This window comes from Dethiosulfatibacter aminovorans DSM 17477 (assembly GCF_900142005.1).
Lineage (GTDB): Bacteria > Bacillota > Clostridia > Tissierellales > Dethiosulfatibacteraceae > Dethiosulfatibacter > Dethiosulfatibacter aminovorans.
Genome location: NZ_FQZL01000010.1, coordinates 38,593 through 63,326 on the forward strand (window position 1 = coordinate 38,593; position 24,734 = coordinate 63,326).

At 39.9% G+C, this 24,734-nt stretch carries 19 protein-coding genes; 16 read left to right on the plus strand and 3 right to left on the minus strand.

The genetic code is table 11. The features are described 5' to 3' along the window. The first annotated feature begins 12 nt into the window (after nucleotides 1–12). The 5 genes from BUB05_RS08260 to BUB05_RS08280 all read left to right on the plus strand — a co-directional run bounded on the left by BUB05_RS08260 (nucleotide 13) and on the right by BUB05_RS08280 (nucleotide 6,407). A complete protein-coding gene (locus tag BUB05_RS08260; protein WP_073049130.1) occupies nucleotides 13–1,755 on the plus strand; it encodes an efflux RND transporter periplasmic adaptor subunit in 1,743 nt (580 codons plus the stop codon). 24 nt (nucleotides 1,756–1,779) lie between these two features. Continuing rightward, nucleotides 1,780–2,217 (plus strand): MarR family winged helix-turn-helix transcriptional regulator, encoded by a 438-nt coding sequence (locus tag BUB05_RS08265; RefSeq protein WP_245819804.1) that lies wholly within the window; start codon nucleotides 1,780–1,782, stop codon nucleotides 2,215–2,217. 273 nt (nucleotides 2,218–2,490) lie between these two features. After that, nucleotides 2,491–3,552 carry a lysylphosphatidylglycerol synthase transmembrane domain-containing protein gene (locus tag BUB05_RS08270; RefSeq protein ID WP_073049132.1) on the plus strand — a complete coding sequence of 354 codons (1,062 nt, stop codon included), beginning with the start codon at nucleotides 2,491–2,493 and terminating at the stop codon, nucleotides 3,550–3,552. Further along, on the plus strand, nucleotides 3,549–5,738 hold the full coding sequence (locus BUB05_RS08275) for a glycosyltransferase (protein ID WP_073049133.1): 2,190 nt from the start codon (nucleotides 3,549–3,551) through the stop codon (nucleotides 5,736–5,738). The genes BUB05_RS08270 and BUB05_RS08275 overlap by 4 nt, the downstream gene beginning before the upstream one ends. A gap of 33 nt (nucleotides 5,739–5,771) precedes the next feature. Next, on the plus strand, nucleotides 5,772–6,407 hold the full coding sequence (locus BUB05_RS08280) for a lysophospholipid acyltransferase family protein (RefSeq protein WP_073049134.1): 636 nt from the start codon (nucleotides 5,772–5,774) through the stop codon (nucleotides 6,405–6,407). Nucleotides 6,408–6,436: 29 nt separating this feature from the next. Here BUB05_RS08280 and BUB05_RS08285 read toward each other — a convergent pair whose 3' ends face one another. Together BUB05_RS08285 and BUB05_RS08290 are read right to left on the minus strand one after the other, a co-directional pair. Beyond that, nucleotides 6,437–6,913 carry a phosphatase PAP2 family protein gene (locus BUB05_RS08285; RefSeq protein WP_245819806.1) on the minus strand — a complete coding sequence of 159 codons (477 nt, stop codon included), beginning with the start codon at nucleotides 6,911–6,913 and terminating at the stop codon, nucleotides 6,437–6,439. A 115-nt stretch (nucleotides 6,914–7,028) separates the two neighbouring features. After that, a complete protein-coding gene (locus BUB05_RS08290) occupies nucleotides 7,029–8,507 on the minus strand; it encodes a metallophosphoesterase family protein (protein WP_073049136.1) in 1,479 nt (492 codons plus the stop codon). 287 nt (nucleotides 8,508–8,794) lie between these two features. Between BUB05_RS08290 and BUB05_RS08295 the strand changes: the two genes are divergently transcribed. The 6 genes from BUB05_RS08295 to BUB05_RS08320 all read left to right on the plus strand — a co-directional run bounded on the left by BUB05_RS08295 (nucleotide 8,795) and on the right by BUB05_RS08320 (nucleotide 15,183). Next, nucleotides 8,795–10,297, plus strand: a complete 1,503-nt coding sequence (locus BUB05_RS08295) for a glutamate synthase-related protein (protein WP_073049137.1) — start codon at nucleotides 8,795–8,797, stop codon at nucleotides 10,295–10,297. A gap of 121 nt (nucleotides 10,298–10,418) precedes the next feature. Beyond that, the gene (locus BUB05_RS08300) at nucleotides 10,419–11,924 is read left to right on the plus strand and encodes a DUF1846 domain-containing protein (RefSeq protein WP_073049138.1); all 1,506 of its coding nucleotides are present in this window, start codon (nucleotides 10,419–10,421) and stop codon (nucleotides 11,922–11,924) included. Nucleotides 11,925–12,083: 159 nt separating this feature from the next. Then, complete coding sequence (lplA, locus tag BUB05_RS08305; RefSeq protein WP_073049139.1) at nucleotides 12,084–13,070, plus strand: lipoate--protein ligase; 987 nt, start codon at nucleotides 12,084–12,086, stop codon at nucleotides 13,068–13,070. Nucleotides 13,071–13,196: 126 nt separating this feature from the next. Then, complete coding sequence (locus tag BUB05_RS08310) at nucleotides 13,197–13,988, plus strand: TIGR00266 family protein (RefSeq protein ID WP_073049140.1); 792 nt, start codon at nucleotides 13,197–13,199, stop codon at nucleotides 13,986–13,988. Between the two features lie 102 nt (nucleotides 13,989–14,090). After that, on the plus strand, nucleotides 14,091–14,261 hold the full coding sequence (locus tag BUB05_RS08315) for a 4Fe-4S binding protein (protein WP_073049141.1): 171 nt from the start codon (nucleotides 14,091–14,093) through the stop codon (nucleotides 14,259–14,261). A gap of 100 nt (nucleotides 14,262–14,361) precedes the next feature. Then, entirely contained in the window at nucleotides 14,362–15,183 is an 822-nt protein-coding gene (locus tag BUB05_RS08320; RefSeq protein ID WP_073049142.1) for a hypothetical protein, read from the plus strand. Between the two features lie 114 nt (nucleotides 15,184–15,297). On the opposite strand, the gene BUB05_RS08325 is transcribed toward BUB05_RS08320, so the two are convergent. Then, the gene (locus tag BUB05_RS08325; protein ID WP_073049143.1) at nucleotides 15,298–15,537 is read right to left on the minus strand and encodes a hypothetical protein; all 240 of its coding nucleotides are present in this window, start codon (nucleotides 15,535–15,537) and stop codon (nucleotides 15,298–15,300) included. Between the two features lie 180 nt (nucleotides 15,538–15,717). Here BUB05_RS08325 and BUB05_RS08330 point away from each other — a divergent pair, with 180 nt between their 5' ends. The 5 genes from BUB05_RS08330 (at nucleotide 15,718) to BUB05_RS08350 (ending at nucleotide 24,720) form a co-directional block, all read left to right on the plus strand. Continuing rightward, on the plus strand, nucleotides 15,718–16,989 hold the full coding sequence (locus tag BUB05_RS08330) for a RidA family protein (protein WP_073049144.1): 1,272 nt from the start codon (nucleotides 15,718–15,720) through the stop codon (nucleotides 16,987–16,989). Between the two features lie 288 nt (nucleotides 16,990–17,277). Then, the gene (locus BUB05_RS08335; protein ID WP_245819808.1) at nucleotides 17,278–18,450 is read left to right on the plus strand and encodes a 4Fe-4S binding protein; all 1,173 of its coding nucleotides are present in this window, start codon (nucleotides 17,278–17,280) and stop codon (nucleotides 18,448–18,450) included. Between the two features lie 227 nt (nucleotides 18,451–18,677). Then, nucleotides 18,678–20,774: a BglG family transcription antiterminator gene (locus tag BUB05_RS08340; RefSeq protein WP_073049145.1), complete on the plus strand. Its 2,097-nt coding sequence runs from the start codon at nucleotides 18,678–18,680 to the stop codon at nucleotides 20,772–20,774. Nucleotides 20,775–21,052: 278 nt separating this feature from the next. Further along, complete coding sequence (locus BUB05_RS08345) at nucleotides 21,053–22,456, plus strand: PTS mannitol transporter subunit IIBC (RefSeq protein WP_073049146.1); 1,404 nt, start codon at nucleotides 21,053–21,055, stop codon at nucleotides 22,454–22,456. Between the two features lie 314 nt (nucleotides 22,457–22,770). Further along, the gene (locus BUB05_RS08350) at nucleotides 22,771–24,720 is read left to right on the plus strand and encodes a PTS mannitol transporter subunit IICBA (RefSeq protein ID WP_073049147.1); all 1,950 of its coding nucleotides are present in this window, start codon (nucleotides 22,771–22,773) and stop codon (nucleotides 24,718–24,720) included. Nucleotides 24,721–24,734: the final 14 nt, after the last annotated feature.

The window sequence follows — 24,734 nt, forward strand, 5'->3', positions numbered from 1 at the left end:
AGGATTGGAAAAATGGAAAATAAAGTGTCAGAAACTAAAGATAAGTTGCCTAAAAGAAGCAAAAAGAAAATAGCATTGGGAATAGTTTTGTTCCTGGTTGTTGTAGGAATCTGTTTTGGATGTTATTATTATTTTGATTCCGTGAATTACATTTCAACGGATAATGCGAAAGTAACAACCGACCTTAAAAGTGTATATCCACTGTCAGCAGGCCGTGTTGTCAGATGGGATGTGAAGGAAGGCGACCAGGTCGGGCGCAACCAGGTAATTGGACGTTTAAGCAATGGCTCCTATCTCAGAGCACCAATCGACGGTGAGGTTGTAGAAACCTCCATCGAAGTAGGGCAGTATGTATCTACGGCAAACAAAGCTGCTGTGATAGCAGCTACCAATGATGTTTATATCAATGCGAACATTGAAGAGAATATGATTGCCAAGATTTGTAAGGGCCAGGCGGTAAAGGTGGAATTGGATGCATATCCGGGACAAAACTTCCTGGGTTATGTTACGAATCTTGATTCGGTTACACTGGCAGCTATGTCGGGATCCTCAACAAGTTTTTCAACCGGTGGAACTTATACAAAAGTGACGCAGCTGTTCCCGGTTGAGATTCGTCTTGAGGAATCTTCAATATTAAATACGATTATTGGAACTAATGCTTTTATCAAAATTAATGTAGGCGGCGATACTCTGGATGAGGAAACATTGGCTGGAATAGCAAGTTCTGCAGCAATGGATGTCAATGGGACTATTATTGAAGCAGCAGGTAAAATCATTGCAAAGGATTCGGAAGATATTGTTTTGGATTTCCCGGCAATGGTTAATACCATTGAAGTGGATAATGGTGATGTTGTGACAGCAGGAGATACTTTGATGACCTTTGATTTGACAGACTCAGACATTCTGATTCAAAGCAGGGAAACATCATTGGCTCAATTAAATCAGCAACTCGCATCTTTGAGGTCGACTTTGGCAGCAGCTCAGACCAATTTGACTCAGCAACAGAGCAATCTGGAAATGGAAGCCAATAGTCGGGAAACCATCCAGATTCTGGAAGATGACGTGAAACACAATGAGGAGTTGGTCGCCCGGGCTCAGGACAATTATGACAAAACCCTGTTGCTGTACAATGCAGGAGCAACGGCAAAAATTGAACTGGACAATGCACAGCAGAAATTGGATGATGCCAATTATGCTCTTTCCTCTATGCAATTGACATTGGAAAGCAGTACAATAGGCAGGGAACAAAGCATAGAGTCATTGAAAGTAGCTATCAGCCAGCAACAAGCGTCAATCGACTCTACTCAGGCTTCAATCGAGTCTCAAAATCTTCAGATTCAACAGGCGGAAACAGAACTGGAAAATTTAAGGGCGAACCGAGACAGCGGAAATATGGAAGGGTATGCATTGGTATGTGATATGGAGGAAGCATTGGTTCAGAATATAAGCCGTGTTAAAGGTGATTACATACCAGCCAACAGCACAGTGGTGAATTTGGTGGATTTGGATTCGTTGGTGATTGTAGCAGAAGTCACAGAAGATTATATAAAAGATGTAGGAATCGGTGATGTCGTGGAAATTTACACTCTTCGGGATCACGGGAAGACATATACTGGTCATGTAAGTAAAATCAGTGCAGTTGGAACTGAGAAAAACAACGAAGTCATTATTGAAACGGAAATTATAATAGACAATCCTGATGAAGGCATGCGGCCTAATTATAGCGTCGATGTGCGGATTGTGAAAGGTGTGTAGTCATTGGATAGGGAGAATCAGCATTTGAAATATAATGAACGTATTTTAGAGACCTTCAAAAAGGTTAAAACCGATTACTTTGAATATTTAAAAGAACTTTCAAGTTTGGAAGGGTTTACCCAGCCTCAGACATTTATGATCTATGCTTTGCACAGATTCCCGGGAATAGGTGTCCAGGAGCTAAGTGACCGGTTAAGGTTATCGAAAAGCAATGTATCATCCACTGTCGACAGGCTTGTCGGTCAAGGTGTTGTCCGACGGGAAATTCCAAAGGAAAATCGTCGAAGGGTGAAATTGTATCTGTCTGAGGAGTTTGTAAGTAAAACAGATGTGGAACAGATTCGAATAAATCTTCTGGCCAATCTGTTTCCGAGTGCAACAGAAGAGGATTATATAACGGTTATCAAGGGATTGGAGCGTCTGCAGACCTTGGTTGAAGCGAATAGAAAAGAAGAGGAATAAATACTAGCCAATATCCAGCATGAATTAATCTGTTTGTACGTAGATAATAAAAGTTGATATTTTAAGTTAATAAACAGAAAGATTTATCAATTGAGCCCAAATGTAAAGGGCTCTTTTTTTTACGAACTGAAGTTTATTTATTGGGAGATTATATTAAACTAACATGAGATATTAACATTTATAATGACAGTACGGTGTATAAGCAAATAAAGAAGTGTTGTTTATGGTATAATTAAGATAACCAATTAACTCGATAGGGTGGGTGTTGTTGCAATGAAAAAGGGAACATCTGAAAACCTAAATGTTAAAAGACGATATTTCTTGTTATTGTTGCTGTTTGGACTTCTATCCGGGTTGTCACTGTTAGGTGTATACCACTTTGCCGGCAACAGGGTTGCATTTCTTTCTCTCGATATTTTTTCAAGGTGTTTGTATTTGAGGTTGTTTTTACTGATTCTATTTTACTTTGCAACGGATTTTCTTCGATTCTATTATATTATGAAAGCCATCGATGTGGATATATCTTTGAGTTATATGATGAAGGTTACATTCATCAATATTTTCATATCAAATATTACTCCATCCTCTGCAGGTGGCGGTGTCGCCCAGATCTATTTTCTGCAGAAAAAAGGGGTGAATTTAGGAGCGGCGACAGCAGGATCATCACTGAGAACAGCCTTGCCCATGCTTTTTTTCATCATCTGCACACCAATCATATTGATTTTTGACAAGAATATAGAAAGACTGTTTCCAAATCGAAATATCATCGTATATATGATTATTATGATGTTGCTGATTGTTTGTGTATTGATTTTTCTCCTCAAATTAATCAGGAATCCTTCTGATGTGGGGGAATCGGTCAAAAGATTGATATTGTTTTTTGCGAAGCGTTGGGATCAGGAAAAAAGAGAACGCATCACAAATAATGCAGGAACAGAGATAAGGAAATTCTCAAGTTACCTCATCAGTTATTTCAGAGGGAATAAGAAATATGTTTTCCTGTCGATTTTCTTCTCCGGTCTTTTCCTTTACTGTTTGTTTCTTTTTCCGGTGGTGTTAATAAAGGATTTAAATTCATCTGTACCGGCGTATGAAATCATATTTTCACAGATAATCATCACATCGGTCATGTATTTTTCACCTACACCTGGAGCGACAGGTATTGCAGAAGCGGCGTTTACCATCTTGTTTTCTGCGTATATTTTACCGGAACAAATTGTTACGCTTACATTTTTATGGCGGTTTTCTTCTATTTACATAGGTGTTTTTATTGGAGTGGTTATCTTTTACAGAGAAACCATTAAAATCAAAGACTGGAAGAAGGTGACAAGATGAGAAAAAAACTTATGCTGATGCTTATTGTCAACTTGCTTTTACTGGGTGCATTTGTGGGTTACAGATTATATATTTATATCTATGAATCCGACTTTGCATCTGTCAATTACGAAAATATCGAATCCATCAAATCCTTGGAGGACGGGGATTCCTTTTCTTTTGCTGTATTTGGTTCCGTGCAGAACTCCATTGATATTTTTCAGAAGAGAATCATACCTGAAATTAATGATGATCATAATATACTCTTTTGCGTTTCGACAGGAGATGCAGTTCTGGATGGGGCTGAAGACAAGTACAGAATATTGAATCACGCCATAGACGATTTGAAGGTGCCTGTGGTTATTGGTCTGGGAGAAAATGAGGTTTCTGATGGTGGTGACCGGCGTTATTACAAGCATTTTGGTCCGTTCTATCATTCGTTTGTATTCAGGGAATGCTATTTCATATTCATAGATACAACAGGAACAACACCATATGACATGCAAGTTGAATGGATGAGTGGTGAATTGAATAAAGGCGACCAATACAACCATATATTTATCATCATGAATGATCCATTGACCGATGACAGTGAGATTGAACTTAAAGACCAGATGTTTAGAGAATCTTTGATCAATGTATTTTCGGGACATGGTGTTACAGTTCTATCAAACGGTAGTATGAATTTCCAAAAATCCAGAGTAGGAGATTTTGATTTTTATTCAAGCGGAGGCGGCGGAGGACTGGACATCAAGAATTCCTATGACGCAGACTACCACTATCTAAAAATTGATGTGAATCCGGAAAATGTTGATGTCAATAGGGTTGTAATCAAGTTGAAATCCGGTAACTCGGCATTCAAGATTTTGTACGGCATATGGATTTATTTACATTCATTGTTTTATACCTCTTTTTGGCATATTGCAGTGGTGCTCAGCCTGATCTTAATATTCTTTTTGGTTCTGTATATAAAAGCTGTACAAGACGTTGATTACTATAGGGATTTCACCAGGGAACATGATATGACAGCTCAGAAGGGACAACTTAATATTGCCATGTTTACAAATAATTATTATCCTTTTGTAGGTGGAGTTCCAATCTCCATTGAAAGACTGTCAAAGGCATTAAGGAGCCGGGGGCATTTTGTCAAGATCTTTGCACCTTCTTATCCGGGACATGAGGAGAATGACTTGTATGTTTACCGTTGTGGATTGTTGCATTACAAAAAAACGGATAAATTTACTTATGCTGTGGCCAACCGGTTTTCAAGGGATATGAAAAAGGAATTCATGAAAGACGACTATGATATTGTTCACGTTCATCATCCTTTCTGGTTGGGCAGGACAGGATTGAATCTTGGAATAAGGAAGTCGATTCCCGTGGTGCTCACTTATCATACGAGGATGGAACTGTATTACCACAATGTACCGATTTTTAAGAAGGTATATAAAAACATAATTTCACATAAATGGATACGTCGTTTTGCCCAGCACTGTGATGGCATTATATCTCCGACGGAGTCAGCCAGGGAATATCTGGAGAACATTGGTGTGAGCAGAAAGAAACTTGTCATGCCTACAGGGCTTGATTTTTCCGTTTATGAACATGAAAGTTCTGAAATGGTCAAAGCTATTCGGGAGGAATATGCCGGGGGTGGAGAGGTTCTGCTTTGCAGTGTGTCAAGGCTTACCAAGGAGAAAAATTTGGATTTCCTGGTGGATGGATTGAAGCTTGTCAAGGAAAAAACAGAAATACCTTTCAAGGTCATTATAATAGGAACCGGTTCGGAACGGGAACATATTGAAGAGACCATTTTAGCTTATGGATTGGATCAACAGGTGAAGTTGACGGGAACGGTTCCGCAGGACCAGATTGTTCAGTATTACAAGGCATCGGATATATTTGTGTTTTCCTCCTTGTCGGAAACACAGGGCATGGTGCTGACGGAAGCCATGGCAGGTTTTTGTCCGGTAGTCTGTCTTGTTTCCAGTGGTACTGACGATATAATTGAAGATGGGATCAATGGTTTCAAGACCAGGAACGACTTGGATGAATGGGCTGATAAACTGGTATATTTGCTGGAAAAGCCGGAAGAACGACAAGCCATGGGTAAGAGGGCATTTGAGAGTGCACAAAACCTTTCGATGGACAATATGGCAGAAAAGATTGAAGATTTTTACAGAGAGCTTATCGATGACAGGAGCTGATGGATTTACAATGAGATCTAATAAGGTGAGGATATGTTGAATGAAAAATTGGGAAAACTATATGTACGAATGAGTATCAGGTATATAGAATTCGTATATGATACAAGCAAGGTGGAAATTACCGGCAGTACGGAATTATTGAATAAAGACAACGATGAGAATGTGGTTCTGCTTTTCTGGCACGGAGACAGTTATTGTCTATATCCGGCACTGAGGGGAAGTATGCTTTATGTATTGACCACTGCAGACAGGCGGGGGGACTATATAACTGATATATGCAGACATTTTGGCTACGAAACAATACGTGTTCCGGATGAAAGTACCGACGGGCAGCATCTTTTTCACATAAGGAATATGATCAAAAAAGGGAATGATGGACATCTCGCGGTTGCAACGGACGGTCCCCTGGGGCCATATCATTTACCGAAAAGCCTCACCTTTGTGCTGGCTCGATTGACAGGGCGACGGTTGGTTCCGGTATCCTTTAGCATCAAGCGAAAAATAAGCATAAATAAACGGTGGGATAAATACAAAATCCCACTCCCGTTTAATGAAATTGAAATTCGGTTGAACAGCCCTATTGGGGTTTCGGGCAAAGACAGAAAAAACAACTATGCGGAATTAAAAGAGAAGATAATAAAAGTGATGGAGGGGTATGTGGACATATAGATAATTGCATCACACTTGGTTCACCGTCTTTATTCATGATCAGGATTCAAATGCATTAATTTCTTTAGCTTGTTTTCATATATCCATATGGCGACTTTACCTAAACTTAGCCCCAAGACAATACCTGCCAGTATATCGGTTGGATAGTGCATGAACAAATATAATCTTGAAAATGATATTATACATGCAAGCAACCCAAAAAGACAGGAGTATGTCCTTAGATATCTACTAAGGACATAAAATGCAGCGAAAGAAGTCGTGGTATGACCCGACGGGAAGGAATATGCTGTAGATTTGGCGACTAACAATTGCACCCCGGGAAACACATCATAAGGACGAGGCCTTTGAATTATATGCTTTAGTATCCCTTCACCGGCAGCAAAACTGATAATGAGTGCAAGGGACATAATGACTCCTATTTTCCTTGTTTTTTTACTGGCAAGGAGCAGCAGAGCTGTCAGTATCCAAATGGCGCCCTTGTTACCTGACATTGTGGCCAGAATCATTATTTTGTCCAAAATGGGCGTGTGGCAATTTGTCTGAATATAGAATATTATTATTTGATCTAAATTGTTTATCTGAGCTATCATTTATACACCTTATATTATAATTATTTGTTTTCTATTTGTTGCTGAAAATTTCCTTGAATCGTTTGACTGAATATTTCGCAATGTCAACAAGCCATTTTCCGAATTTATCCATGGTCTGTTTTTTCCACAAATAAAACTTTATTGCCAGAAGAACCACAAGCAGAGAAAAACCGGCTATTAGGAGCACGACGGCAATTGTATTCTCTTTATACAGGGCATCGGCAAAAAGTTTTATTGTTGCTTGATACCTGGCAATATAATAATTTGACGGCGATGGCAATTCAACCATTGTAAGAGAGTTGGTATCTTCAAATTTTGCTATGAGATAGTGGTAATAACTGTCTTCAGTCAAGAGCTCTGCACCTGCACCGCCGGATATCAGATAACGAACGCCGTCTTTATAATAATCAAAATAACTGTGGATGTGAGAAAGGTATACTGTTTCTACATGATAGGCACTCATGAGTTCTTCAAACTTTCGTGCTTCCTCAGGGTCCTGAAACCCATGGTCCATATCCATGTTTTCATAATAATTGTCCAGTTTCTTTTCCACCCAGTTTTCACCAGATTCGGCCATCTGAATATAATTTGGAATTTCATTTTTACTTACGTCACTTCTGGGATCATAGGGAGGTATATGGGAGATGACGTAGATTTTCTTTCTCTGGGATTTTTTAAGATCATTTTCGAGCCAAACATATTGTTTGTCGGAAATGGCCTGCATTTCAGACCAGCCCGGTGACGAATCCAGAAAGATGAAATGACTGTTTGAAAAATCAAATGAATAGTAGGGTGGGCCATAGAGCATCGTATAAATTTGCCTGCCGTCGCCGCGAATGTCATGATTCCCCAGGGTTGTACATAGTGTCGTTGAAATCTTAGCCGTCAAATTATCAAACAATCTGTATTGATTTGGTTTTCCGTTAAAAACAAGGTCGCCGTTGTCTATGACAAATGCTGGGTTCAAGCCGTTGATTTCCTGGATTATCTGTTCGAAAGTATCATAACCGTCCCTGTTGTCACCGAGGACGATGTATTTATCTGCACTGTCGATTGGTTCTGTTGGGTCAATGCTTACTGTCGATTCCTGATTTACAGCAACTGTAATTTGCAATGTGTTTACCGTCAGCTTTGCCATGGGCAAACCGTAATCGGAAACGCTTTGTGCATAATAATCGGGATTTATGTTCTCCAGCATCAGTGAAATAGAGGTTGTCTTATCAGACTCTATCTGAATAGTAGGAAGAGGCGACAAAGCTCTTATAAGAAGATTTTGAGAACCATCCTTTTCATTGATGATTCCTTTTACAAATCCACCAAAAACGATGACGTCGACATCATTGAATCGATAAGTGGAGGAGGACTCGTAGGCATCATATTGAAGAGGCAAGCCGACAAAATGCTTGCTGACTGAATAGTCATTGTTTGCATTGTAAATAAAAACGGATACCCCCAATATCAAACTTATAGACAATAAGATTATTGTTGGTTTAATAAACTTGTTGACCATCGAATTCACACCTTTTTTTATGGTTTTCATTATTGAAAAGACCTGTGTAATGTACCGATTTCTTTTTGTAGATACTGTGATTATAATTTTATTATACCATGTACTGGGAAAGCAAAGTTGCAATATTTTGTGACGGTTTGAATGCATCGCATCAACCTTGTTTGAAAGCAATAAAGTTAATGTGATGTTTTATTGTGCGCTGATTTATAAAATCCACAATTATTTCTTGTAAGGGTGTATAATGGAAAATATATGAACAAATACTCATTAAACAAGGAGGGTACACTATGACCTATTCACCATCATTGTCTTCAGCCTTCAATAAGACTAATAACAGAAGCAGCAAACATTCACCGCAATCCGGCATGTGTTCTTTGTGCACTGAGGAGTGCACTGGCACATGTGAAATAGGACTCGCAGCGGTACTGGGCGCAAGAACTGTTTATCCAACAACAACAGGCACCAACCAGGTGGCTTCGGAAAAGGACTATCCTGTCGACTATTCACATTTCAATATCAACGGACATGTTTTTGGTGCCATAGGATGCAATGCAACATACGAGGAAGCTACAATATTCAATGTTAATCTGCAACAGGAATTTGGAAAATTCAATACAGTAAGATTAAATATGCCTGTAATTCTACCGGCGGTTGTTAAATTGAACTGGGAAGATTATTATGCCGGTGCGGCAATGGCCGGTGTTGTATGTGTAATTGGTGAAGATGCAAGAAACAAAGATCCTGAGTTGAAAATAGAAAATGGTAAAGTTGTTCATTTCCCCGCACTTAAGAAAATGCTTGATTCCTTCCGCAAGTACTATCGCGGATACGGCCAAATAGTACTTCAGTGCAATGTTGAAGATGATATGCTAGGTATTCCCGAATATGCAATTACAAAGCAGGGCTCGGAAGCAATAGAGTTCAAGTTCGGCCAGGCAGCTAAGGGCACCCAGCCTGCCAGCAAGTTAAAGGACAGAGATGAGGCATTGAAAAAGAAAGCTCTTGGAATTATGGTGCATCCGGACCCAAATGACCCGGAAATTACTGAAGCCTATGAAAAAGGTGTTTGTCCCAATTTCTATTCCTATGGAAGACTTCCCTTGTGGGAAGAAGAATATCTTGTCAAACGCATAGCTGAATTGAGAGATTTGGGTGCAAAGAACATCTACTTTAAAATGGCGGGGTATGATCCTCTTGATTTGGAGAAGGTAATACGAATAGGGAGCAATGCAGAAGTGGATTTGATTACCTTTGACGGTGCCGGAGGAGGCAGTGGATACAGCCCCTGTAAAATGATGAATGAATGGGCCCTCCCAACGGTTTCCATGGAAAGTGCAATTTGCGGTATTGTCGACAAGCTTAAGGAAGAAGGTCTCTGGATACCGAAACTTGTTGTGACAGGCGGGTTTGCATCTGAAGACCAGGTATTTAAGGCCTTGGCTTTCGGAGATGGTAGGATTTCAGCAGTAGGCATATGCAGAGCCGCAATGGCAGCTGCAATGACTGGAAAAAAAGTCGGTGAAATGATTCGGGAAGGTAATATACCAAATCATTTAAAAGAATATGGTGAAACAGTTGATGACATTTACGGTGACCTGCCTGACTTGCGTGCTCTTTACGGCATGGATGCCAATGAATTTCCAACAGGTGCCATTGGTGTATTTTCCTACCTTAATAAAATTGCTTTTGGATTAAGGCACTTCGCAGCACTGAATAGAAAATTCGACATAAAATATGTGGATCGGAGTGATTTGATACCTTTGACCAGAGATGTAAAAGATTTATATTAAAATTTGTGAAGAATGTTTTATAATTGAAAACAAAAATTCGATTTCACGCAAAAAATATTTTAATATTATGTTAAATGATGGTAAAATGTAGGGTATTAATTTTTGAGGAAAGAGGTTTATGATGAAAAAAGGATTTGATCCAGATAAGTATCTTGAGGAACAATCAAAATACATACTTGAAAGAGTAAACAACTATGACAAACTGTATCTTGAATTCGGCGGAAAGCTTTTGTGGGACCTTCACGCAATGCGAGTACTGCCGGGCTTTGACCCCAATGCCAAGATTAAACTTTTGCATAAATTGAGAGAAGAAGTTGAAATAATCATCTGTGTTTATGCCGGAGACATTGAAAGAAATAAAATCCGTGGTGATTTCGGCATCACCTATGACATGGATGTTTTAAGAATGATAGATGACCTTAGGTCATATGACCTTGATGTGAATTCGGTAGTAATTACCAGATACGACGACCAGCCGGCGGCAACTGTATTTATGAACAAGCTGGATAGACGCGGTATTAAAGTGACCACACACAGGGCAACAAAAGGATATCCGACAGATGTCGATACAATAGTAAGTGACGAAGGCTATGGAAAGAACCCCTATATAGAAACAACTAAGCCTATTGTAGTGGTGACGGCTCCTGGACCGGGAAGCGGAAAGCTTGCTACTTGCTTGAGCCAGATGTATCATGAGCACAAGCAGGGCAGGGAAGTAGGCTATTCGAAATTCGAGACTTTTCCCGTATGGAATGTACCTCTGAAGCATCCGTTGAACATCGCTTACGAGTCTGCAACAGTAGACCTTAGGGATGTAAACATGATTGATTCATTCCATCTCGATGCTTATGGAGAAGTTGCTGTCAATTACAACAGGGACATAGAGACATTTCCGGTATTGAAACGTATAATTGAGAAGATAACGGAAGAAGAGTCCATGTATAAATCCCCTACTGATATGGGAGTTAACCGTGTTGGATTCGGTATTGTAGATGACGAGGTCGTACAGGAAGCATCCAGACAGGAAATCATCAGTCGTTACTTTAAGACGGGATGCGAATACAAGAAGGGATACGTGGATTACGAAACTTTCCAGCGTGCAAAGCTTATAATGGAAGAGCTTGGACTGAAACCTGAAGACAGGAAAGTTGTTGTACCGTCAAGAGAGCGTTCTGAAAAACTCAAGGAAGAGCGCGCTACAAACGAACTGTGTCCGGCAGTGGCGATTGAACTTGCTGATGGGACCATAATCACTGGAAAAGGGTCAAAAAGCATGGATGCGGCAGCTGCTGCACTGTTGAATGCAGTGAAGTATCTGGCTAAGATTGATGATAGAATTCATCTTATATCGCCCGGGATTCTTGAGCCTATAAATGCTCTCAAATCCAATACTCTTAATGAAAAGAGCGTGTCACTGAATTGTGAAGAAGTTTTGATTGCACTAAGCATCAGTGTTGCCACGAATCCAATGGCTCAGATAGCCATGGATAAGTTGTCGCAGCTTAATGGATGTCAGGCTCATTCTACAACAATTTTGAATACAAATGACGAGCAAACATTTAGGAAACTGGGAATAGAAGTTACCAGCGATTCAAAGTATGCTTCAGGCAGTTTGTATTATATATAAAACAATTTGATATAATTGATCTGGGCGAAAACACAGTGGTTCTGAAAAGTGTTTTCGCCTTTTTTATCAGATAAAAGTTGACACTATCAGCTATTGACCCGGTATATATATGAATTTATAATTATATAATAGATGTGAATATCCAAGGGAGGATAATTGATGAAATTTATTAAAACAGACTGGGACATACCGTACTATAATTTTGCACTGGAAGAATATTTGCTTAAGGAAGCTCCGGAGGATGAATATGTTTTTTTCTACATACACAAGCCGTCCATAATTGTTGGAAAGTTTCAGAACACTATAGAAGAGATAAACAAGGAATTTGTTGATGAAAACAATATCATTGTGGCAAGGAGGCTTTCCGGAGGGGGTGCGGTGTACCATGATTCTGGAAATCTGAATTTTTCCTTTGTGCACAAGGCTGGAAAGGAAGATGTGAACAATTTCAAGAAATTCACGAAACCTGTAATTGATGCACTTAAGGAACTTGGAGTAGAAGCGGAGCTTTCAGGCAGAAATGATATTCTGGTTGATGAAAAGAAGGTGTCCGGAAATGCACAGTGCTTCAAGAATGGAAGGATTCTTCACCATGGGACACTGCTTTACAACGCAGACATGTCCAATCTTTCAAAATCCCTTAAGGTCAAGGAACTTAAAATCAAGTCAAAGGGGATCAAGTCTGTAAGAAGCAGGGTTGGAAATATTGCGGATTATATGACAAGAGATATGGAGATACATGAATTCAAGGATTTTCTCCTTGAACAATTCGGCAAGGCAAAGAATATAGAGGAATTCAAGCTGTCTGATGAAGTGATTGAAGGCCTTAACAGAAAGGTCGAGGACCAGTTCAGCACCTGGGACTGGAATTGGGGTAATTCTCCAAAATACGAGGTTGAAAAGGTGGAAAAGTTCACTTGTGGCCTTATTGATATGAAGATGAATATTGCAGATGGTAAGATTGATGACTGCAAGATATACGGAGATTTCTTCACGGCAGAAAAGCTCCATGTATTGGAGGACCTTTTAAGGGGTACGAAGCTCAAGAAGGAAGACCTTTTCGACAGCCTTGAATCAATACAGATAGACTCATATTTCAACTGCATGACAAAGGATGAATTTGTTGACTTTTTGCTGAGCCAGTAGGCGCATCTCGGGAAAGTTATTAAAGATGTTGTATTTATTGATACTATAAGGGTATATATAAGTGGATGGACAAGGAAGCAGCTAGGCTGCGTAAAATATAGCTACAGTAATTATGGAGGATATTATATGAAATCGCACGAACTAAGCTACAAGCTTTTTGGAGATGACCTGCAGTTTGTCGAGGTTGAACTGGATCCGGGCGAAGTTGTTGTTGCCGAAGCAGGTGGCATGATTTACATGGAAGAGCGTATAAAGATGGAATCTGTTTTCGGAGACGGTTCCGATCAGGATTCGGGTTTCATGGGCAAGATGCTGAGTGCTGGGAAAAGAATGGTTACAGGCGAGAGTCTGTTTATGACTACATTTACAAATATGAGCGGAAGCATACAGCATGTCGCTTTCGGCGCTCCCTATCCAGGAAAGATAGTACCATTGGATTTGAGTGAATACGGAAACAGGATAATATGTCAAAAGGATGCATTCCTTTGCGCAGCGAAGGGTACACAGGTTGGAATAGAGTTTTCCAAGAAAATCGGCAGGGGATTCTTCGGTGGAGAAGGATTCATAATGCAGAAGCTTGATGGCGACGGCATGGCATTTCTTCATGCCGGCGGAACCATTATTGAAAAGGAACTGTCAGCAAGAGAAACCCTGAGGGTTGATACAGGATGCATAGTGGCGTTTACCAAGGATGTCAATTATGACATCGAATATGTAGGCAATATTAAAAGTGCTGTTTTCGGAGGCGAAGGATTGTTCTTTGCAACCTTGAAGGGTCCGGGCCGAGTATGGCTGCAGTCACTTCCATTCTCAAGACTTGCCGACCGTGTAATCGGCAGTGCAAGGACAACCGGAGGCAAGCAGACTGGAGAAGGAAGCTTGCTGGGAACTATAGGCAATCTGATTGACGGTGACTAAGAATTGATGGTGAGGCGTTTCGATTGCGAGACGCCTTTTTATGTGTTACAGGGTGGCAGAAGAAATTTATAGAGAACAATAAATATTTGAGGAGACGAGCGAATGAAAATAAAAATCGACCAAGGCAAATGCACAGAATGTGGAATGTGTGTTGAAATTTGTCCCGTAGAGGCAATTGTTTATGAGGATGTTGTCAAGATAGATGATACCAGGTGCATCAACTGCAGGATGTGTCTTACGGTATGTCCGTTTAAAGCGATCACCATGAGGTAGAAAAGATACATGTCCTCCTTCAAGGTGACTGGTGATGTGGATTTACTAAATAGCTCCAGCAGTGGTATAATGAAATATAAACATAAAGGAGGATTTAAGAATGAGAAGAAGTATTGCGATATTCATGATATTGATTCTGATATTCAGTTTTACGGGATGCAAGAATGAGGCTCCTGTGGAGGAGCAGGAACAGCCTGAAAGTGAAGTTGAATCAAATGAAACTCCTGACAATGATTCTGAAGAAGACTCAGGTCAGAATGATACCGACAGTGATGATGGCGCACAGGACAGTGACGGAACCGTGGAACTGTCAGGACTTGATTTAATCAAATCCTTGAATCCCGAACCTTTTGACAACATGTATGTAGAGACTGAAACCACAGGCTATGAAGGAATGAAGATAACTACCTCCATGTATTTTGAAGGTGAAAACTACAGGTCTGAATTCGAGGTGTTTGAAGGTCAGAAACAGGTCACCATATATCTGGCTGAGGAAGGGGCAACTTATCAGTATTTGGAAGGAGAGCCTCATGGCATCAAATTCTATGACGATTTAGAAACAGGTGATATGAATATGGAGATGAATATGGAAGCTCCGGGATTCAATGAACTGTACGAGGATGCCGGACCAGATTTCAAGGCTAGGATGGATGAATTGAATGGTGAAGAGGTCGTATATATAGAGAACGTTGAATGGGACGACCAGGCTAATACCATGCAGGTTAAGATGTGGTATTCAACCAAGTATGCATATCCGATTAAACACGAAACATACATGGGCGGCGAATTGATGAATAGTTCGGAAGTGGTAAGGATAGAGACCGACATAAACATGGAAGAGGATCTGTTCATACCTCCTTCAGATGTTGAATTCATAGAGTATTCCATGGATTCCATGTTTGAAGCACCCAGTCAGGAATAGATAAGGTGTCATAGAAGGTAAAATATTTAATTATGAATCAAGGGAAGAAATAGAAATGCTGTAGAGAGCACATTTAGTGCAGTCTACAGCATTTTTGTTATATTTACAAGTTGATTAAAGTCCTGAATACGTAAGCAGGTCATAAATCAATTCTTGTCCGGCAATTGTTGGATGTGGATCAAGTGACGTAGGTGGAACAAATCCTACAGGTGAGGGTGTAGGATTATCAATAAATTCCTGATGTACATCTACGAGGTGTACATTGCCATATCTGTTGGCATTTCTCTCGATCACGCCGTTCATGAATTCCAGTATTCCATCAAGCTGCGTTCTGATTTTTCGTAAGTTTCTCAACGCTTTCAAGCTCTTTAAAGCATATGGTTAAAATGTTTTTAAAAAACATTGAAACAATGTTTCAAAAAAGCTTGAAAAATAAAATATATGTGGTATCATATATTTATGAAACGGTGTTTCAAATAATGTAGGCAATCAATATTGCCAATATTAATAAAAATAAAGAGGGAGACTAACATTATGAGTAACTATAACGCAGTATTAGCAAGAAACACAAAAAATGCACCAAAAGGTATAGGTCCATATTCACAGACAGTGGCTTTTTCGCATTACAATAATCTGTCAGCGCAACTACCTATCGACCCCCAATCCGGTAAACTGGTAGCAGGTGGAGTAAAAGAGCAGGCTGAACAATGCTTTAAAAACATCAAGGCAGTTGTAGACAGCATTGACCATGTTATGAGCGATATTGTTAGAATTACTGTATTTGTTAAGAATATCAAAGATATTGATGCTGTAGACGAAGTTTATAAAACATTTTTCCCATGCTATATGCCTACACAGACTAAAGTGGCAGTTGCAGCTTTGCCTATGGATGCTTTGGTGCAAATAGAAGCATTGGTTTCACATGGAGAAGGTACAATTCCAAATGCTCCACAATCAGGCGACCTGATAAAGCTTACAAATAATACAGCAAATGCGCCAATAAGTTCACTTTCTTCTCAAAGTGTAGCTTTTTCACATTACAATAATATTTCAGCTCAATTACCTATCGACCCCAAAACAGGCAGAGTGATAGCTGGGGATGTTAAGGAGCAGACCGGACAGTGCTTGAAGAATATTATGGCAATTCTAGAAAGTATTGACGTTCCTTTTGATGATATTGTCAAAGTGAATATCTTCCTTAAGAATCTTTCGGATGTTGAAGCTGTAAAAGATGTATATAGTACATTTTTCCCGGACTCTGCCATTGCCAGGGCAGTAGCTTATGTTCCAGCACTGACAACTGTTGCAGCTTCAGCGTTACCTATGGATGCTTTGGTACAGATTGAAGCGGTTGTGTCGCATGGAGATGGTACGCCTCCACAAGTTGTTGAAGACAGACATGGAATAATAATAGAAGCAAACAATACGGAAAATGCACCGAAAAGTTCACTTTATACTCAGTCGGTAGCTTTCTCTCATTACAATCATATTTCAGCTCAATTACCTTTGGACCCTAAAACTGGTGAAAAGGTAGCTGGTGGAGTAAAGGAGCAGGCTGGTCAGTGTTTAAAAAACATCAAGGCAATAGTGGAAAGCATAGACCACGTTATGGACGATGTGGTTAAAATCAATATTTTCCTAAAAAATATTGAAGATATTGATGCTGTAGATGAAATTTACACAACATTCTTCCCGGGTGGTGTGCCCGCACGAAGAACAGTTGGCGTATCAGAATTGCTTGAAGGTGCTTTGATCCAAATTGATGCTGTTGTATCAAACGCCGAAGGAACACCTCCAATAGTATAATTAGAGCCATTATTGTTATGAGAAGTATGTAAATATTTGAGCCCAAAGTGGGCTCGAAGTGATGAAAAAGCCTCTTGATTATATATGCAGAACTGACAATTAGATAAACTAAAAAACGAAGCCATGTGCTTCGTTTTTTAGTTTATAACTGCCATGTTTCTGTCACAAACAATTGTTATCATTAACACAAGAAAAACAATAATCAATGAAATTTAAGACTAATTAAAGGAATATTCTATATCATTTCCCCACGGAGTTTTAAATAACAATTTTTGAGAGGAATAAAATATGAGCAAATCAATGAATAAAAACAAACCTGTAAGATATGTACGGTATACTGTCCAAACTTTAGGAATCGTACTGACTGCAATAGGTTTTTTCAAAGATTATCCTTTGATGAATACGATTCTATTAGGAACGATTCTGATTATGGGACCGATCTTTTGTGGATGGATTTGTCCATTCGGGACATTGCAGGATGTTTTCAGTAGGATTGGCAGGAAATTGGGAATTAAAAAGTATCCGATGGCGCGAAAAATACAAAAGGTGCTTGTGATTTTCAGGTATGTTTTATTGTTTGCAACAATCCTGATCAGCATGGATTTTATATTCAGTATCCTGAGCCTTGATCCACGCGCCAATTTCACTACTTTAATCGGTGGAAAAACAATTGCTGCAACAGGATGGATTGTCATTTTTGCTTTTCTAGCCGCCTCGATTTTTTTCGAAAGACCATTCTGTAATTATTTTTGTATTGAAGGAGCAAAATTCGGATTATTGAGTTTTGCTAGACCGATTACAATATTTAGAAACGAGGAAACCTGTGTAGGATGCAATAAATGCAATAAAGCATGCCCCATGAATATCGATGTATCATCCCACGGTCAAGTCAGATCCTTGCAATGCATTAACTGTATGGAGTGCATATCGGCCTGTCCGGTCAAGGATACTTTAAAGGTCGGTGTGGTGTCCGTCAAGAAGACATTGGGCAAAAAAAAGCTGATAGTTGTATCTGCTGTAGCTGTTGGTGCGGCTGTATTGCTGGTGTTTAACGGCATTGATTCGACTCCTTCAAACAATGAGAAGTATGATATTGGTTCTGCAGCTGGATCGGAAGCAATAAATGATGGAGTGTCGACAGAAGATGATATGGCTGAAGAGGAAAATGCAATGATTAGTGAAACTATTTATGAATATGGAGATGCCCTTGGTATACCAAACGGCATATATGAGGGGACCGGTGAAGGGTTTAGGGGCAACATTACAGTTGAGGTTACAGTTGAAGATCAAATGATAACTGAAATAAATGTCACTCAAACCAGTGATGATGCCAAGTGGTTCAGCAGGGCTTATACGGCTATTGTATCGAGCATAATTGATAACCAGACTGCAGATGTTGAAGCTGTGTCGGGAGCGACATATTCGTCAACGGGTATCAAAGAGGGGTGGCCGATGCGCTAATTGATGCAGGAGAAAAAATGTCGCTGAAATAATCAATGACTTGCCTGATGGTGGTGGACACAGTCATTAATAAATTATGAACTATAAACTTGAATCCGTATAATGATATGCAGTTATCATTATACGGATTTTTGCTTACGTGTTTACAATGTATTTTGAGATATTTACAGTATTGTGAATAAAATAGTATAATATACTTATGATCCCAGAAAGAAATGGAGGACATCATGCTAAATTCCAGAATGAAGAAAACATTGATCATCATACTAGAAGCTGAAGGTTATGTCACCATGCAGAGTATTGCCGATAAACTCAATGTGAGCAAAAGAACACTTTTGAGAGAAGTGGACAGCATACAGAAGTGGGTGGAGTACAATGGAGGTACCTTTGTTAAGAAAAAGGGGAGCGGGATTGAAATCACTGGAGATGATGATGAGAAAAACAGGCTTCTCGGCTTGCTTAAAAGTGAAAAGAGCGATCTTATCTTTACATCCTTTGAACGGGGGAGTGTAATCAAGTCTGAACTCCTTAAGACAGAGGAACCCATGAAGCTCTTCTATTTTGGAAGATTGCTTGATGTTACTGAAAGTACTATATCAAATGATATAGCAGGTATAGAAGACTGGTTCAACAGTTACGGAATTGAAATAATAAAAAGGCCGGGACTTGGCATTATTTTGTCAGGCAAGGAAAAGGACAAAAGAAAGGCAATTGTATCTCTTGTTCTGGAGCAAATCAAGCCTTTGGAATTCATGGATTATTTCAAGGAAAACAAGTTCAGGGAAATCAACGCGACTGCAGTGAAGGAAAGGATCAACAAATCAATATTGGAATTGTTGTCTCTTGAAAGCCTGGAAACCGTTCTCTGCCTTGTCCGGAATATTGAAGACGAGATGGGATATGCTTACTCCGATAATGCATTCGTATCCCTTGTTGTACGCACGGCTGTGATGTTGAAGAGGAGATTCATATGGGGACAGCAGCTCATTGATTATGAGAAGCGGGAGAAAATCAGAAGGGACAAGATATTCAAGATTCTTGTCAAATGGATAAATGAGAATCCTTCTGAATATTATGAGGATATTCCTGAGGAGGAACTTCTTTATCTGACTATGTATATAAAGGGAGCCAAGCTTAGGTATACTAAGATAGACAACAAGATATCCATGATAGAAGACTTTCAGACCATCAAGCTAGTGAAGGAATTCATTCAGGGCGTGGAGGAAGAGACGGGCATATACCTGTCAGACAATGAATTGCTGACATTCAGTCTGATAAAGCACCTTAGGCCGTCCATATACAGGATGAAAATGGATCTTGACATCATCAATCCATTGCTTAATGTAATAAAGGAAACATATCCAAAACTGTTTCTTGCCATATCAAAGTGCATATACATTATAGAAGAGCGTGAAAACATCAAGGTTCCGGAAGATGAAATAGCCTACCTTACAGCACATATTGGAGCCATAATTCAAAAGGAAAACAAGGATATTGTAAAAAAATATCAGGTGGTCCTTGCTTGTACCTATGGCATCGGTGCATCACAGCTTTTGCGGGCGAATGTTGAAAAGAATTTCAACAACATCGAAATAGTCAAGGTTGTCAGTATTATGGACTACAAGCTGGGCAGGGTGGATTTTGAGGGGGTCGATATAATAATATCCACTGTATCCCTTGAAGATTCTGAAGTACCCCATATAGTAGTAAATCCTGTATTGAAACCTGAGGATATCTTGAGTGTAAGCACCTTCCTAAAGGCATATACCCCCAAGGCGGCCACAGGCAGCATAAAAAAGAAGAGATATCTTGCTGACAAGCTGAAAACTCTTGATGAATACAGCAGGATAATCAGGAGAATATTGAAAAATTATTCTTATGAAAAAAACTTTAAGGCCGGGTCCATGAAAGAAATCATTGATTATTCAAGCAGCCTTATTGGGAGGAATCCGGAAGAGGTGGATATATTAATCAAGGCTTTTGCCGAGAGGGAAGAAAAGGGAACGACGATATTGAGCAAAAAAGGGATGCTTCTTCTCCATTGCAGGGCCGACATATCCATGGAAGTATGCTTGAAGATACTGAGTCTTTCAAATCCAATCGAACTGAAGCAGGGTGATGAGCAGCTTATAGATACCATAGTGATCATGGTGGGTCCTGTTGTCATAAATCAAAAGATACTCGATACTATGTCCGAAATTACGAGGTCCATAATCGCCAGCGATTTTTCCGAGCTTATCCTGTCGAAACGTGAGGAAGAAATCGAATTCGAATTAAATAGGATACTTGATAAGTACTATGAGAATCAGGTTTACAACCTTTAGAATATTAAAAGTTTTGTTTTTTGGAGTTCGGGAAAACGCTGTCAGTTGTAAAGTTCCATATATCCAGGGGTTGCATGTATTGATATTATTAAGTTGAGAAAAATGTCACTTTTTAAAAGTGACATTTTTTGACAATACGTTTTCCTGTCACTTTCCAATACGGACAAAGGCGTTTTTCATTTGCTTTATTTTTCCCCACGGCGATGGTTTAATTGAACCAGGCCGCAGAACACAGGACACAATGCAGCCGAAAATAATTTTAATCAGGGAGGAAAAGAATGGCAAATGTAGCAAAGAGCAATAATACAGTTAACACTACTAGTTCATCAAGAGAAAACATCCAGAAGTTCGGAAGATTTTTAAGTGGAATGGTGATGCCAAATATTGGAGCATTCATTGCATGGGGACTCATAACAGCTTTATTCATACCGACAGGATGGCTTCCAAATGAAAACCTTGCAACTCTGGTAGGGCCCATGATAGTATACCTTTTACCTTTACTTATTGGTTATACAGGTGGAAAGATGGTATATGGTCAAAGAGGTGGAGTGCTTGGTGCAGTTGCAACCATGGGTGCCGTAGTAGGAACTGACATTCCCATGTTTATCGGCGGTATGATTATGGGTCCAATGGGCGGATATATGATCAAGAAATTCGATGAAGCTGTAGACGGAAAGATACCGGCAGGATTCGAAATGCTTGTAAACAATTTTTCGGCTGGAATTATAGGAACTATTATTACATTGCTTGCATATCTTGGAATAGGACCAGTAGTTGAAAGCATAAGCAGCACCTTGGGTGCCGGAGTTGAATCCTTTGTAGATGCAGGATTGCTTCCGCTGGCTTCAGTATTCATAGAGCCTGCAAAGGTTCTCTTCCTTAACAATGCAATCAACCACGGAGTACTCAGTCCTCTGGGAATAGAGCAGCAGGCGGAACTTGGAAAATCCATCTTCTTCCTTCTCGAGACAAATCCAGGACCTGGACTTGGAATTCTTATGGCTTACTGGGTATTCTCAAAGGGAATGATCAAGCAGTCTGCACCAGGAGCAATAATAATCCATTTCCTTGGTGGAATTCATGAGATTTACTTCCCGTATATCTTGATGCAGCCTTCGTTGATCCTTGCCGCAATAGCAGGAGGAGCTTCCGGAGTATTCACCTTTGTATTGCTGGGGGCAGGTCTTGTTGCAGTACCTTCACCAGGTAGTATCTTCGCACTTGCAGCAATGGCGCCAAAGGGTGGACTGTTGCCCGTACTTGCAGGTGTAGTTGTAGCAGCAGGAGTTTCATTCATCGTAGCATCTCTTCTTATAAACAAGAAAGAAGCCAGCGAGGACAGTTTTGAATCAGCCAAGCAAAACATGGTTGACCTTAAGGGAAAGAAATCAAGCGTTGTAAAGACAAAAGTCAGGAAGATTATCGTAGCATGTGACGCTGGAATGGGATCAAGTGCAATGGGAGCAGGAAAACTCAGAAACAAGGTCAAGAAGGCAGGTCTTGATATAGATGTTACAAATATGGCCATAAACGACTTGCCGGGTGATGTTGACATTGTAATAACCCACAAAAAGCTTACCGACAGAGCTAAATCTTCAGCTCCAAATGCACAGCATATTTCAATTGACGATTTCATAATGACTCCTGTCTATGACCAGCTTGTTGAAGAACTTAAAGGATAAAGATCGAAACCTGAATAGACAGCAAAGTGGATAAAATGTAAGATTCCCAGGGTATGAAACCTTGGGAATTTTCTGTTTGTTCCACTGTAAAACAGGAAAATGACATTATATGTATTTTCTTTATTGTTCAAGAATGTCACTTGTTGATGCCGACATAGTAGTGTTTCTTAAACTTTTATATAAAGTTGCTGGGGCGTATAATTAAAGTATATCAAGAAAGCATCTTCGATGCATTATCGACAAAGTCGATATTCAAATGCGTAGCTGAAAAAACGCAACAGAAATAATAAATAAAAATCAAAGAGGAGAAAAATATGAAGGATACTTTAAACAACAATACTGTTGAATCAAAGAGCAAGGCACAACAGCATGTTCAAAAATTCGGCAGATTCCTGAGTGGAATGGTAATGCCCAATATAGGAGCGTTCATAGTATGGGGTCTTATAACAACGTTATTCATACCCACGGGATGGCTGCCAAATGAAAACCTTGCAAGCCTTGTAGGTCCAATGATTGTTTATTTGTTACCATTACTCATTGGATATACAGGAGGAAAACTGGTATACGGACACAGAGGGGGAGTACTGGGAGCAGTAGCTACAATGGGAGTTATTGTAGGAACCGACATTCCAATGTTCATCGGCGGTATGATAATGGGTCCCCTCGGTGGCTACATAATCAAGAAATTCGATGAAGCTGTACACGACAAGATACCTTCCGGATTTGAAATGCTTGTGAACAACTTCTCTCTGGGAATATTCGGAACTGTAATTGCAATTCTTGGTTATTATGGTATAGGACCTGTAGTTGAAAGGATAAGCAATGGTCTTGGAGCAGGAGTTGAAATGTTCGTGGAAAGAGGACTTCTTCCACTGGCATCCGTATTCATTGAGCCTGCCAAGGTATTGTTCCTGAACAATGCAATCAACCACGGAGTATTGAGTCCTCTGGGTATTGCTCAGCAGGCGGAACTCGGGAAATCGATTTTCTTCCTTCTCGAGACAAATCCGGGACCTGGCCTTGGAATACTGTTGGCTTACTGGGTGTTCTCAAAGGGTATGATCAAACAGTCTGCACCAGGAGCAATAATAATTCATTTCTTGGGTGGAATACATGAGATTTATTTCCCCTACATATTGATGCAGCCTATATTGATACTGGCGGTTATGGCCGGAGGAGCAGCAGGAGTATTCACATTTAATGCTTTGGGAGCAGGACTTGTTGCCGTACCTTCGCCCGGAAGTATTTTCGCACTGTCGGCAATGGCGCCAAAAGGAGGACTACTTCCTGTACTTGCAGGTGTTCTTGTATCGACAGGAATCTCATTCCTTGTTGCATCGGTTCTCATCAACAAGAAAGAGACAGATGAAGACATGTTTGAATCAGCCAAGGGACAGATGATAGACCTTAAAGGAAAAGAATCCAGCGTTGTAAAGACAAAGAGCGGAGCATTAATAGACACATTGTCCGAAGAACTGATTGGAGACCGTGAAATAAAGGCAATAGTGGTAGCGTGTGATGCAGGCATGGGTTCAAGCGCAATGGGAGCTGGAAAGCTTAGAACTGCACTTAAGAAGGCAGGGCTTGACATAAAGGCAACAAATACCTCAATAGACCAACTTGATGAAACCATTGACATGGTTATAACTCATGAGAAACTGACAGACAGGGCTAAATCAACTCTTCCATCAGCGATACATCTATCGATTACAGATTTTCTTACAACTCCTGTATATGAAGAGATAGCAGAATTCCTTAAAAACAGAAAAGGAAGTGGCGTGGAAAAAGCTGATGAAGAAAAGGTTGATGATAATGTTGAGGAAGCAACAGGTACCCCTGAAACGTTGAAACCGGAAAACATAATGGTAGGACTAAAGTCCGTATCCAAGGAAGAAGCAATCAAACAGGCTGGAGAAATACTTTTCAAGGGTGGATATGTCAAGGAAGACTATATTGAAGCAATGCTTCAAAGGGACAGGGAGCTTTCAACATTCATAGGAAACGGCACTGCAATACCTCACGGCGTTAATGAAGCAAAAAAAGAAATCAAGCATACGGGAATAAGCATACTTCAATATCCTGACGGAATAGACTATGACGGCAATACGGTTTATCTGGTAGTTGGAATCGCAGGACTTGGGAACGAGCATTTGAAGATACTTTCAAATCTTGCGGAAATAATAGAAGACGAGGACAAGGTTGAACAGCTTAGAACCACAAAGGATGTCAATGACGTGTACAAGCAGTTTACCAATAAAATGTAGAAATCAACAAGGAG

Excerpts from the sequence above, each read along its gene's own strand:
- BUB05_RS08295 (WP_073049137.1), top strand. The coding sequence starts at position 8,795 with ATGACCTATTCACCATCATTGTCTTCAGCCTTCAATAAGACTAATAAC.
- BUB05_RS08315 (WP_073049141.1), top strand. The coding sequence starts at position 14,091 with ATGAAAATAAAAATCGACCAAGGCAAATGCACAGAATGTGGAATGTGT.
- BUB05_RS08320 (WP_073049142.1), top strand. The coding sequence starts at position 14,362 with ATGAGAAGAAGTATTGCGATATTCATGATATTGATTCTGATATTCAGT.
- BUB05_RS08345 (WP_073049146.1), top strand. The coding sequence starts at position 21,053 with ATGGCAAATGTAGCAAAGAGCAATAATACAGTTAACACTACTAGTTCA.
- BUB05_RS08330 (WP_073049144.1), top strand. The coding sequence starts at position 15,718 with ATGAGTAACTATAACGCAGTATTAGCAAGAAACACAAAAAATGCACCA.
- BUB05_RS08350 (WP_073049147.1), top strand. The coding sequence starts at position 22,771 with ATGAAGGATACTTTAAACAACAATACTGTTGAATCAAAGAGCAAGGCA.
- lplA (WP_073049139.1), top strand. The coding sequence starts at position 12,084 with ATGAAATTTATTAAAACAGACTGGGACATACCGTACTATAATTTTGCA.
- BUB05_RS08270 (WP_073049132.1), top strand. The coding sequence starts at position 2,491 with ATGAAAAAGGGAACATCTGAAAACCTAAATGTTAAAAGACGATATTTC.
- BUB05_RS08280 (WP_073049134.1), top strand. The coding sequence starts at position 5,772 with ATGTTGAATGAAAAATTGGGAAAACTATATGTACGAATGAGTATCAGG.
- BUB05_RS08340 (WP_073049145.1), top strand. The coding sequence starts at position 18,678 with ATGCTAAATTCCAGAATGAAGAAAACATTGATCATCATACTAGAAGCT.
- BUB05_RS08335 (WP_245819808.1), top strand. The coding sequence starts at position 17,278 with ATGAGCAAATCAATGAATAAAAACAAACCTGTAAGATATGTACGGTAT.
- BUB05_RS08300 (WP_073049138.1), top strand. The coding sequence starts at position 10,419 with ATGAAAAAAGGATTTGATCCAGATAAGTATCTTGAGGAACAATCAAAA.
- BUB05_RS08275 (WP_073049133.1), top strand. The coding sequence starts at position 3,549 with ATGAGAAAAAAACTTATGCTGATGCTTATTGTCAACTTGCTTTTACTG.
- BUB05_RS08310 (WP_073049140.1), top strand. The coding sequence starts at position 13,197 with ATGAAATCGCACGAACTAAGCTACAAGCTTTTTGGAGATGACCTGCAG.
- BUB05_RS08260 (WP_073049130.1), top strand. The coding sequence starts at position 13 with ATGGAAAATAAAGTGTCAGAAACTAAAGATAAGTTGCCTAAAAGAAGC.
- BUB05_RS08290 (WP_073049136.1), bottom strand. The coding sequence starts at position 8,507 with ATGGTCAACAAGTTTATTAAACCAACAATAATCTTATTGTCTATAAGT.
- BUB05_RS08285 (WP_245819806.1), bottom strand. The coding sequence starts at position 6,913 with ATGATTCTGGCCACAATGTCAGGTAACAAGGGCGCCATTTGGATACTG.